This window comes from Paenibacillus hexagrammi (genome assembly GCF_021513275.1).
Lineage (GTDB): Bacteria > Bacillota > Bacilli > Paenibacillales > NBRC-103111 > Paenibacillus_E > Paenibacillus_E hexagrammi.
In genome coordinates this window covers 4,651,469-4,664,146 of the sequence record NZ_CP090978.1, presented here as the reverse complement: position 1 = coordinate 4,664,146, position 12,678 = coordinate 4,651,469, and the positions used below count along the sequence as shown (strand labels likewise).

At 51.2% G+C, this 12,678-nt stretch carries 7 protein-coding genes and 1 pseudogene; all 8 read left to right on the top strand.

What is annotated here, in order from left to right:
* The first annotated feature begins 79 nt into the window (after positions 1 to 79).
* On the top strand, positions 80 to 5,674 hold the full coding sequence (locus tag L0M14_RS21010) for a glycerophosphodiester phosphodiesterase family protein (protein ID WP_235118532.1): 5,595 nt from the start codon (positions 80 to 82) through the stop codon (positions 5,672 to 5,674).
* Between the two features lie 166 nt (positions 5,675 to 5,840).
* Entirely contained in the window at positions 5,841 to 6,416 is a 576-nt protein-coding gene (locus L0M14_RS21005) for a glycerol-3-phosphate responsive antiterminator (RefSeq protein ID WP_235118531.1), read from the top strand.
* 203 nt (positions 6,417 to 6,619) lie between these two features.
* Positions 6,620 to 7,459: an HAD-IIA family hydrolase gene (locus L0M14_RS21000; protein WP_235118530.1), complete on the top strand. Its 840-nt coding sequence runs from the start codon at positions 6,620 to 6,622 to the stop codon at positions 7,457 to 7,459.
* Between the two features lie 39 nt (positions 7,460 to 7,498).
* On the top strand, positions 7,499 to 8,839 hold the full coding sequence (locus L0M14_RS20995; protein WP_235118529.1) for an ABC transporter substrate-binding protein: 1,341 nt from the start codon (positions 7,499 to 7,501) through the stop codon (positions 8,837 to 8,839).
* A gap of 62 nt (positions 8,840 to 8,901) precedes the next feature.
* Entirely contained in the window at positions 8,902 to 9,759 is an 858-nt protein-coding gene (locus tag L0M14_RS20990; RefSeq protein ID WP_235118528.1) for a carbohydrate ABC transporter permease, read from the top strand.
* Positions 9,760 to 9,786: 27 nt separating this feature from the next.
* Positions 9,787 to 10,598: pseudogene (locus L0M14_RS20985) on the top strand (carbohydrate ABC transporter permease).
* A gap of 106 nt (positions 10,599 to 10,704) precedes the next feature.
* Entirely contained in the window at positions 10,705 to 11,361 is a 657-nt protein-coding gene (locus L0M14_RS20980) for a DUF1796 family putative cysteine peptidase (protein WP_235118527.1), read from the top strand.
* A 330-nt stretch (positions 11,362 to 11,691) separates the two neighbouring features.
* Positions 11,692 to 12,234, top strand: a complete 543-nt coding sequence (locus L0M14_RS20975) for a Fic family protein (RefSeq protein WP_235118526.1) — start codon at positions 11,692 to 11,694, stop codon at positions 12,232 to 12,234.
* Positions 12,235 to 12,678: the final 444 nt, after the last annotated feature.

Sequence of the window (12,678 nt, the reverse complement as noted above, 5' to 3'; positions counted from 1 at the left end):
AAAGGAGGAACCATACCCAGATTGATTCTTCTGCAAGAGGCAGCTGACCGACTTATCAGTGAGGAAAGGGTTGTATACCATGAAAAAATTTACGGCGACGACGATAAAGCTGGTCGTGGTCTTTACCATGATGACCGGGACGCTGCCGTCTGGCTTGCTCGGTGGACACGCTTATGCAGCGGACAATGAAAGAAGCTCGTTAGAAGCGAAGAAGACGCTCAAAGCTCCGGTAATTGACGGCAAGCTGGATGAATCGATTTGGCATCTAGACCAGTCCCTGGACCGGCATGTGGGTGAAGGGTCCTTCAAGGATTCGCGATTCGGCCTGCTGTGGGATAACCGCTATTTGTATGTAGCTGTTCAAGCCGATGATGATGTACTGATCCATAATGGATCTGGCTATTGGTTTGATCAGGATGGAGTCAACCTGTTCCTGGATCCGACGAAGCATCAATCGGCGCCTTTTGCCGCTGATGATATGCAGATCGGACTGATGGTTCAGCCGGATACGACGACACCCAAGCTGCAATTCGGTGCGGCGCTGAACAATCATAGCGGCAAGGATGAGCGTAAGATTTTGCGGGCTATGCAGAAGACGGGCTCCGGGTGGACGATGGAGGCGGCCATTCCTTGGGATATGCTGAACTTTGATCCGTTCCTCACCAAAGAGCTGGGCATGGAGATCGGCGTTACCGACCGCTACGGATCGGATACGGCTCAGCAGCGGACCAGCTACTGGAGCGCTTATCAATCCAGTTCGTTCTGGAATGATACGAGCGGGTATGGCATTGTCAAGCTAACAAACAGCCATCCGGTGTCTGGGGATGTGAATCCTGTGCTGTTGGATGAGAATTTTGACAGCTATGCCGACGGCAGCTTACCTTATGGCTGGATCTCGGATGTGAACAGCGGCAGCAGCCCTTTCACTGTTGTTCAGGATACGTACGGAAACGGCAGAATGCTGTTTGATGGGAAGGCTTCGGGCAAGCAGGCCAGAGCGATAGCTCCCGTACAGTGGGACAACTATACCATTGAAGGGGATATCCGGTTTGAAAGTGTCGTCAACGCCAAACGATGGGGAGCGATCATGTTCCGCGTCCCTTCGAGCGGGCAGGTTCCTTATGATCAGATGGCTGTCCGACAAGACGGAACCTATGAGTACGCTTATCGCAAAGCGGACGGAAACTGGTACTCGCCTACGCCGATTTCCGGTACCTGGAAGAAGTTGGCGTTGAATTCGGACTATACGCTCAAGGTTCGGGTATTCGGTAACAATGTCAAGGAATATATCAAAGCTAAGTCCGATTCTGACTTCACTTTGCTCACGGATCAAACGCTTCCTCAAGAAATCGTGATGGAGAAGGGGAAGATCGGCATTCAAGGCGACCAAAGCAAGCTCTCCTTTGATAATATCAAGGTCACGCGTGTGACGGCGGATGAGCTGTCGGTCATGTTACCGAGTGAAGCTGAGGCGCTATCAGGGGCAATGAGTGTTACAGCAAGTGTCTACTATTCTGACGGTATGAGGGAAGCAGCTCCTGCGGACGCTTTTAAGTGGTATTCATCCGACGATTCAGTTCTTAAAGTGATGGACCACCAGCTCTATCCGCTGAAAAAGGGAACCGTCAGACTAACCGCTGTCTACGCTGATACACAGTGGAGCGGGGAGTTAACGGTGACACCATCGGCTGCCGGAGCGGAGGTAACGACGCTGAAGCATAGCGAAGGCTATATCAAGGCGAATGCCGGGCAGGCTATCGATCTGCATACGATTGCGCTGCAGGCAGATTACAGCGATTTTTCCACCGGCGAGCTGACGGGTAGCGACGTCACGTGGACGGCGGAAAGCCCTGAAGTCACATTCAGTGGCAGCAGCATGACGGTAGAGCAGAAGGGCGTCTACCGTGTGACTGCGCATAAAGACGGAGCAGACCTGCCGCTTCTAGTCGTAGCTAAGAATGCAGCGGACAGCGACTACGTGCTGTATGAAGAGAACTTCGATTTCATAGCCGACGGCACTCTGCCGCAAGGATGGTCAAGAATTGAAGGAACGACAGCAAGCGCAGCAGCTGTGCAGGACGGCACCTTCCAGATCAATGCGCTCGCTTCACCGGATAATCCTTCACGGGTACTGCTTCCGGATTACTTGGATGCCTTTGGTGATTATAAAATTGAGGCGGATGTAACGAATTTGGGTTCTAACGATACAGCTAGGTGGAATTCCATCATGTACCGCATTCAAAATAGCAACTATCCGTATTTTCAAATGGCCGTCAGACAGGACGCCTCCGCAACCAATGGCGTTGAATTTGCCGAAAGAACACCGGCGAACGGATGGAATGTCCGCGAGAAAGGCCCATATCTGGAGGCTATCAATCCCGGCAACATGTACCATTACATGATCAAAGCGCATGGGAGCCGGGTACAGGAATGGATTGGCAGCGAGCTGCTGATCGATACGAACTTGGCTGACAGCTACCTGAAAGGACGAATCGGTCTTCAAGCTAACGGCAGCCGGATGAAAGTGGACAACATTCGCGTCACGCTGCAGCAGGAAGAGCTTCCTGCGATTGTGAATCCTTCGGATCAATATGTGGATGTTGCTGAGCCCGATACGCAAATTGCCATGGCGCCGACGCTTGTAACGGAAGCGACGAGCCTTGAGCAGCTGGAAGGCCTGACAGGCGCAGCCATGCCGGCTACAGTTATTTTGCATGTGGACAGCAGTTTGCAAGTAACGAATCCTGCCGGAACGGAGCAGCTCGGGAGCCTGGACACGGCACTGGCAGCATTACACGGCAAAATGATGCCATCTTTCTATGTGAAGGACAGCGAAACGGTGGATGCATTGGTCGCTTATGTGAAGCGTGCCGGCTTGGAGGACGCGTTCGTCATGTCCGACAATGGCGAGCTTGTGAGGCAGGCACGGACGGCTTACTCCATGCTTCGCGGGATTTGGGATGCAAGTGTGGCAGATTCTTCAGAAGCCTATATGGAAGCGAAGCTGCTGGACATTCGCAGACAAGCAACGGTCAATCTGGCGAAAATCGTGCTGCTGCCGGCGCAGGCGGCAACGCGTGCCAATATGGATTACCTGCAGAAGCGGATGGTTTCTGTTTGGGTCAAAGATTCATCCCCTGCTTCAGGCAAAGATATTGCGATGCATACCTTGATTACTGCGGGTGTAAACGGAATCGTTACCGATACACCGCAGGCGGCTGTCGATGCGCTGAAGGTGTACTCACACGGGCTGACCCTCATCCGTAAGCCTTACATGATCGGACACCGGGGTCTTCCGTCCAAAGCACCGGAAAATACGATCGAGAGTAACCGACTGGCCGTCGAGGCCGGGGCTGATTTTATCGAGAACGACATGTATATCTCCAAGGACGGACATATCGTGATCGTGCACGACTCGGATGTAAGCCGCACGACGAACGGCACAGGTAAAGTGGAGGACTTTACGCTCGAGGAGCTGAAGGCGCTCAATGCCAACAAGCCGTTCCCAACGGGCTATCCGGATGTGAAAATCCCTACCTTAAACGAACAGATTGATCTGGCGTTGGCAAATGATCGTATGATTATGGCTGAAATCAAAACAAGCACGTCCGAGGCGGTAGAAACCTATGTTCAAATCATCAAGGGTATGGGCGCGGAAGCGAACATCGATACGATGTCGTTTAATGCGAGTCAGCTCAGGCTGATGTCACAGCTGATGCCGGAGATGCCGCTCGGCCTGTTGGTGAGTGCGGGAACCGTAAAGCAGGATGATACGAAAAAGTCGCTTCGGGATGCGCTCAAGCTCGTACAGCCATTGAACGCTTCCTTTGACACAGGCTATAACAGCGAGCTGACCGGTAAGTTCCTGGAAGCCGCCAAGCATAGAGGATTAATCGTGTCGCCATGGACCTACGACAACCGAAATGATTTTATCAATATCTTCCTGAGCGGAGTTTACGGTATCACAACCGATTATGCGGATTGGGCTTCAACCTGGGCTGCATCCATTCAAGCCGATCAAGAGAGTTACACGTTGAAATCCGGTGATACATCAGCGCTGGGCGCCAAAATGACGACATTCAAGGGCGAGCAATCGGAAGTTACACCTGAGCTGGTGTGGCTGGATGGACAGGATCTCCTGGAAGCAAGCGGCAATGCAATCACTGCCAAGCATACCGGCACCGCCCATGCGCTGCTGCGCTACACGTATGCGATCGACGGCACGCGTCCGTATGACCTGTACACGCAGCCGGTCGAAATCCGCATCGACTCGGATGGCGGGGATAATGGCAGTGGTGGCGGTAGCGGCACCGATAACGACAACGACAATGGCAACGGCAACGGCAACGGTAATGGTAATGGTAATGGTAATGGTAATGGAAACGATAGCGGTAACGGTAGTGGCAACGGCGATGGAAATGGCAGTGGCAGCCATTCCTCCGGTCACTCCGGCAGCTCGGCTTCGCCTGCTGACCCTGTTCAAGTGAAGGACGAGAATGGTGTGAAAAGCGTCGAGTACTCGATTACGGATGATATCGTTCAGAACGCTGTCAATGCAGCTGCGGGTTCTGATCGTATAGTCTTCGACCTACAGCAAGAAAAAGACGTTCACAAGGCCGTGTTCACCTTGAATCCAGCTGCGCTGCAAGCCGCTTTGTCAGGTGAGAAGCAGTCATCGCTGGTGTTTCAAACAAATATGGGCAGCTTTGAATTACCGGCGGATCAGATCGATCTCTCCGTGCTTGGCAATAAGCTTGGAGTTTCACCGGATCAAGTGAGTCTCACTGTGCACATGCAGAGGAATCCTGATGCCGAAGCTGCTGCAAGTAAACAGGGCATGGAGGTAGCAGCTTCGCTGACCTTCGAAGTTAAGGCCTCAAGCGGTGAGGATGATCAGGTGGAAGTGTCCAGTTTTACGGCATATGTGCCTCGAACGTTTGCTATCGATACGGACAGCTCAACCCCAGCCCAGTCGCTGGCAGTGGTGCGTGCTGTAACGGATGTCAGCGGCAAGACGGTATACCAACCGGTGCCGTTCCGAATCGAAGCCGGCAAGGTTGTCGTGTACAGCCGTACCAACAGCACGTATCTGTTAGTACGCAGCCAAGCCGCAGCATTTAAGGACACAGCTTCCCACTGGGCGAAGGCTGATATTGAAAGAATGGCAGGTCAAAATATCATTCAAGGCGTATCTGAGGGCACCTTTGATCCGCAGCGGAGCATCACCAGAGCGGAATTTGCCACTATGCTTGTTCGCGCATTGGGGCTTGGCTCCGAGCCTGCGAAGGGTGCAGCTTACAACGATGTGAAAGCGTCCGATTGGTTCGCAGACGAGGTTGGCATTGCCTCGGCGCACGGACTGATTACGGGGTACGAAGATCGTACGTTCCGCCCTGACGCGCCGATTACCCGCCAGGAAATGGCGGTCATCTTGTACAGGGCCATGCAGTTTGCCGGCTACAAGCGTCCGGCTGACACCGTGAACGGCAGCACGGCCTTTGAAGATCGAACGGAAATCGCCGACTGGGCGAAGGAAGCGACAACAGCGTTGGCCAGCATGCAGTTGATCCATGGCGTTTCCGAGCAGCGCTTTGCGCCGACTCTTACGGGAACAAGAGCGGAAACGGCGGCATTACTCAGCCGCATGCTTCAGACGCTTACTTTTGCCAATTAATGTAAGGGGGAGATTCGGCTTCCCTTAGACAGCTGGCATACGGAAATTGAAATGAAGGGATCAGTAGTTTTCTGGGGAAGATTCAGCTTCCCTATTCTCTTAATACTCCACAAACAATAGAGGGTTATAGTAGGGAGTAGATTGAGTATGGAGAGGGTGTTCACTTGTGACAAGTTATCCCATCATCGCTTCGGTCACCAGAGAGGAACAGATACCAAGCGTGCTTGGCAGCAGCGTGCAGCGCGTCAATCTGATGGCCGGTCATATCGGCAATCTGGGCTCGATTATCGAGCAAATTCATCAATCGGGTAAGATGGTCTATGTCCATCTGGAGATGGTTTCGGGCCTTGGCAGAGACTCGCACACGGTCGAGTTCCTGGCTAGACAGTTCCGCGCCGACGGTATTGTTACGACCAAATCGAATGCGGTCGCTGCAGCCAGACAGGCCGGCATCCGCAGCATCCAGCGTATCTTCGCTATTGATACAGCAGCCGTGCAGACAGCAGTGCGGATGATCGCCAGTGCCCAGCCTGATGAAGTCGAGCTTATGCCCGGTTTGATGCCTAGGGTCATCAAGGAGCTGAAGGCAACCATTAAGCAGCCCTTGATCGTGGGCGGTCTGATCCGTTACGAAGATGAGATTGTCAGTGCGCTTTCAAGCGGTGCCGACTTTATCTCCTCAGGTGATCCATCGATGTGGCATTATGCGGAGGATGCCAGGCAGCTTTTACAAAACCGATAAATAACGTTGATATTACACAAACACAAGTCCGCTATGATGGTTCTATACAGGACATGCGTACTGTGGACTTCGGGTTGAGATGAGGAGAAAACCCTTGTTCAATAAGTGCGGAATAGGTCAGGCTGGCATCTTTGCGGGTGCCGGGATCCAGCCTATTTCGTATTTGGGAACAAGGGTTATTTTTGTTGGAAAGAGGTAGGATTGTGACGGCGAACGCGAACAGGGCAGAGCACACGGACAAGCTTGCCGTGGGTCAAGAACTGCTGGACTTGCAGCAGTACAAAGGGTACATGTTTGATCTGGATGGAACGATCTATGCTGGAAACAGGCTTTTGCCGGGGGTAGCGTCTGCGCTCCAGCTGCTGAGGCAGCGCGGGAAGCCGCTGCTCTTCGTAACCAATACCACTATCCGCACGGCGGAGTCGGTGAAGCAGCGGCTCGAAGAACTTGGCGTAGTCTGCGGAGACGACGAGGTCATGACGGCCCTTTGCGTGTCCGGCATGTATTTCAGGGAGCACGAGCCAATTGCACGGATCTTCATGATCGGCGAAGCGGCGATGAAGCAGGAGCTGGACCGCTGCGGTGTGGAGACGACGGAGGATGCACTCCGTGCTACACATGTTCTCGTCGGTCTGGACAGGCAGTTCACCTACGAGAAGCTGACGCAGGGCATGAGAGCGCTCCGCAACGGCGCACAGCTTATCGCTGCGAATCCCGATCCGTTTTGTCCCATGGATGACGGGGCGATCCCCGACACATGGTCGCTGGTCAAGGCGCTTGAAACCGCTAGCCTGCGGCAGACGGCCAAGGTGATAGGCAAGCCTTCGGCGTATTACGCCCGCAAGGCGCTCGAGCGGATGGGTCTCGCCCCGCAGGATTGTCTGATGGTCGGCGACCGCATGGAGACCGATATCCGGTTTGGGCACATGAACGGCATGCATACCGCCTTCGTGCTCACAGGCGCGGATTCCATTGAGGATATACCGTCTTCCGGCATCGAGCCGGACTATGTACTTGCTTCATTAAGTGAATTGGCAGGTTAATACGTAAAACTTCACTCATATTTCAAGGAGGAATTTCTCATGAAAAAAGTAATGATGACCCTGTTATCGGCTTCCATGCTTCTGACGGCCTGCGGCCAAAGCCAATCTGCAAAGCCTGCTGCCGCTCCGGCTCAAAGCACGGCTCCGGCAGCAACGCAAGAGACAGCCAAGGCGGATAAGCCTGTAGAGCTGCAGTTCTATTTTCCGGTAGCCGTTGGCGGACCGATTACCAAGCTGATCGATAAGCTGGCCGATGATTTCCACAAAGACAATCCGGCTATTACCGTGAAGCCTGTCTATGGCGGCAGCTACCAGGATACGATGACGAAGGTGGCAACGGCCGTGCAGGGCGGCAATTCACCTGATGTAGCCGTGCTTTTGTCCACGGACCTGTACAGCTTGATTTCGATGAATGCGATTGAAGATTTAACACCGCGTTTTTCCAAAGAATACTTTAACGGCTTCTACGAGGCGTTCATGGGCAACACCAAATCCGGCGATACGGTATGGAGCGTGCCTTTCCAGCGCAGCACGATCGTGATGTACTACAACAAGGATCTGTTTAAAAAAGCAGGACTTGATCCCGAGAAAGCACCATCGAGCTGGAGTGAGCTGAAAGAAGCGGCCAGCAAGCTGACGGTCAAGGATGGATCGGGCAAAGTCACGCAGTGGGGCATCGAAATTCCGAGCACCGGCTACCAGTACTGGATGCTGCAGGCGATGTCGCTGGAAAGCGGTACGAATATCGCGTCGGGTGACGGCAAGCAAGTATTTTTTAACAAGCCGGAAGTGCAGGAAGCGCTGCAATTCTACAGTGATTTGGGCCGCAAAGACCGCGTGATGCCGGAAGGCGCCCTGGAGTGGGCGACGGTTCCGTCCGATTTTATCAGCGGAAAAACAGCCATGATGTACCATACAACCGGTAATTTGACCAAAGTGAAGACCGACGCGAAATTCGATTTCGGCGTTGCGTTCCTGCCGGCTAACAAGAAATACGGTTCTCCTACAGGCGGCGGTAATTTGTACGTGTTCAAGAACATTCCGGAAGAACGTAAGCAGGCTGCGGTCAAATTCATCGAGTTCCTGACCAAGCCGGAGCGGGTCGCACAGTGGTCGATCGACACGGGATATGTAGGCACTACCAAAGCTTCCTATGAAACCGATCTGCTGAAAAATTACATCAAAGACTTCCCGCAAGCGGCTGTTGCCCGCGATCAGCTGCAATATGCCGACAGCGAGCTGTCCACCTTCCAGAACGGTCAAGTGACGAAGCTGTTTAATGACAACATTCAAGCAGCACTGCTTGGAAAAATGTCGCCGCAGGAAGCGCTGGAGAAATCCCAGCAGCAAGCGGATGCTATTCTTAAAAGCTTTCAATAGATTCGGAAACGAGGGATCCAAGTGAACGATCGCGCATCCAGCGCAGCAGCACGCAAAATCAATTGAGGGAAAACGGCTTCGCTTATGCGCTGCTGTTTCCCTCCCTCGTCTTTCTTGCCTTGTTCACCTTTTACCCGACAATCAAATCAGGGTACTTGAGCTTCTTCAGCTCGAATTTGGCAGGCAAGCATTTTGTCGGGGCCCAGCAGTATGTCCAGGTTTTTCAGGATGAGGTGTTTATCCAAGCATTGGTGAACAACGTATGGCTTGCTGTCGGAACCGTTCCGATCAGCATTCTGATTGCCCTTTATTTGGCCGTGTGGGTGAACAGCAAATTTGTAGGTACCGGCCTGCTTCGGGCTGCATTCTTTTATCCGACTTTCATTCCAATGATCGCCATTGCGAACATCTGGCTGTTTATTTATACGCAGGATTACGGACTCTTGGATAAATGCTTGAGTGTCTTCGGCGTGCATAGCCCGAATTGGCTGGGCGACCCGCATTGGGTCATGTTTTCCATGATTGTCATGGTGATTTGGAAGGAAGCAGGCTTTTTCATGATTTTCTATCTAGCCGGTTTGCAGAATCTGCCTAAAGAAGTGTATGAGGCTGCGGACATCGAAGGAGCAAGACCGCTGCAGACGTTCAAAGCCATCACATTCCCGCTGCTCATGCCCACGACGCTGTTTGTTATGATTATCGCGATCACCAACTCCTTTAAGCTGGTGGATCATCTGTACATTATGACCAAGGGCGGGCCGGATAACGCCAGCAATGTGCTGCTGTACCATATTTATGAGACAGCGTTCAGCTTCTGGGATATGGGCAAAGCTTCCGTTCTGACAGTGATCCTGCTCGTCATTCTGCTGGCGATTTCCGTTTTCAATTATGCGTGCCTAGACAAGCGGATCCATTACTAGGGAGAAAGGAGCCAATCTGTGCTGATTCTGACTCGAGCACTCAATCGTGCAATCATCCTACTGCTGGGGGCTATCTTTCTGGTTCCCCTGGTATGGACCATTTTTACTTCATTCACACCTTCGGCGGAAGTGATTACCAGAATCAACCCCTTCGCGGTTACGCACCCGACGCTCGCGAATTACTTCTCGGCCTGGGAGACCATCCCGTTCTTGACGTATTACGGGAATACCATTGAAATTGTGCTGGGCATATTGGCTGCGCAATTCGTGACGGTGACGCTGGCGGCATACGCGTTTGCCAGATTGAATTTTATCGGCCGTGGCCTCGTGTTTATCCTGTTTTTGACGCAGATTATGATCCCGCCGGATATTCTCATCTTCCCGAACTACACGACCATGAAAGAGCTCGGCCTGATCGACAGCAAGCTGGCGATTATGTTGCCGTACTTTGCTTCCTCCTTCGGCGTCTTCCTGCTTCGCCAGACCTTCAAGCAAATTCCGCTTGATCTGGATGACGCATCCAGAGTGGACGGAGCCTCATGGCTGCACACGCTTTGGCATGTGTATGTGCCTTCGGCAAAGTCGACCTACATCGCCTTTGGGCTGATCTCGGTGAGTGCGCATTGGAGCAGCTTCATGTGGCCCCTGATCGTGACGAATTCCGTGGAGACCCGGCCGCTGACGGTGGTATCGCGATCTTTGCCCAGTCCTTCGAGACCGGTGCCCAGTGGGGGACGGTCACGGCGGCGACACTGCTAGTGGTTTTGCCTCTGCTGCTCGCGTTCTTCGTCTTCCAGCGCCAGTTTGTGGAAAGCTTCATGCACACGGGACTGAAGTAAACTCGGAAAAACTTATCCAAAAATATCCATATTCGCACGGAGAGAAATCCCCAATCCTTTGCTATGAATTCGCATTTATTAGTAGAAAAAGGATTAGGTGATCCCTATGAACCTGAGCGAACTCAAAGAGCAGCCGTACGATCTCGTTGCCAGCCTGGGACAAAATTGTGACCCGGCCAGCTATCTGCGTGTACACGGGCTGCGTAAATTTTCCATGCCGCTCGATTGGGTCGTGTCTTCTTCCTTAAGTGACGTTAATCGATTACTACGCAACCGGTTTTCCGGTTACATGAATCTCAGCCATATGCGGCCTATTCTCGGCATCTCCCAATATGTCGATGAATCAGAGGCGCCTAGCGGCCAGCAGCAGCTCAAATCGTATTTTATCAAGGATACGCAGTATAACATCGTGTCCGTTCACGACTTTCCCATTGTTCCTCTGAAGACTTGGAGAAAGACGTATCCAGCTTATTACGATAAATTGAGCATGCGTATGGGACGATTTTTGCAGGGAATCGATCTTGCCAAATCTGTTTTGTTTGTCCGATACTTCGGCAGCTATGAACAAACGTTGGAATTGGAATCGGTTCTGAGTACGCTAACGAACAGGGAGTTTTGCATTCTCTTGGTGAATCCGGTGCCGAATTTGAAGGACGTCGTGGAGGTAGATTGGGGACTAAGGCGCGTCTGTTCGGTTCAAATCCCCAGCACGGACAACAAGGATGCTTGGTATAAGCTTTTGGGAGGGATTCGGTTGGTGTAGCAGGTTTGATGAAGTGCTTTGCGGCGGTTAGGAGCTGGATTCTTGCTGGGGCATTTGATGGTTTGCGGCTAGAAGGAGATGGAAGCAGGGTGGAGAATAAGGATAGCACAGGGTTTGCATGCATGAACCTCTAAGCTACTTATTATGAGCATGAAGTTGCATGGCTATACACAGCTTGGGTAGACTATAAGAGACTAATGATAACAAGGAAAAGCCTATTACGATCGTTCTCGAGGATCGAGCCTCATTTTAAACATGATCTCGATCCTCTCCGTACAAAGAAGGATTGTCCTATTTGGGGTAGATTGTCGTATAGAGAGGGACAGTGAGATGGATTTTACACAAATTAACCGTAAAAAGGCAGTGATTGATGCCAAGCGACCGTTGCCGTCAGCCGCGGTTACAACTTTAAGAGAGCGACTTCTAGTAGAATGGACTTACCACTCCAATGCAATAGAAGGCAACACGCTTACTTTGTCGGAAACCAAAGTAGTGCTTGAAGGAATCACGATTGGTGGCAAGTCGCTTCGTGAGCACTTTGAAGTCATTAACCACGTTGAGGCAATTGAATTAGTAGAGGAATTAGTAGGCAAGCAGGTTGTGATAAGCGAATTTGTTATTAAGCAGTTGCATCAATTAGTTCTAAAAAACATAAGGGATCGCGAAGCCGGAGCTTATCGAACTACGAATGTCTTTCTGCAAGGAAGTACGCATGTTCCACCGATGAATTCGTTAGTGCCAGGACTTATGAAAGATTTATTGGACTGGTATCGGCAAGAAAATAAGCTGCACCCTATTGAAATAGCTGCCTCCTTTCATCATCGATTTGTCTATATCCATCCTTTTATCCCCGTAAATGTGTACATAAATTAAAGTGTACATAATTTAAGTGAAATACTATAAAACTCCACATGAGAAAAGTAAAAGCAGCAATACTGAACGAGAAATAATAGTTTTTTTATTAGTGCTTAGATCAATTTAAAAGATTGGTATAAAGAACCACTTGCTACTCACGTATGTGATTTGAATAAACAATTCTGAAATTTAATGTGGAGGACGTAGCCTAAGCGAAGCGCGGGAGCGTTCTTTTTTATTGGACAAAGGGGCAATAGAGCATGGTTGCAGCATACTAAACTAAAGGGTTGATTTTTAGAAGGAATCTATATAAAGTTATTGTGATGACCATAATTGTGAAGGTCACTTAAAGGATTATTTACTTACGTTCTTCATTGTGGATTGAAATAGTGGAAGAAGTAACAAGTAGGTTAACTTGACTTAACTAACGAAGACCTAGTGCCGAATCTGGCAGATAAATCA

Coding starts and splice junctions, on each gene's coding strand:
- L0M14_RS21010 (WP_235118532.1), top strand. CDS start 80: ATGAAAAAATTTACGGCGACGACGATAAAGCTGGTCGTGGTCTTTACC.
- L0M14_RS20995 (WP_235118529.1), top strand. CDS start 7,499: ATGAAAAAAGTAATGATGACCCTGTTATCGGCTTCCATGCTTCTGACG.
- L0M14_RS20980 (WP_235118527.1), top strand. CDS start 10,705: ATGAACCTGAGCGAACTCAAAGAGCAGCCGTACGATCTCGTTGCCAGC.
- L0M14_RS20975 (WP_235118526.1), top strand. CDS start 11,692: ATGGATTTTACACAAATTAACCGTAAAAAGGCAGTGATTGATGCCAAG.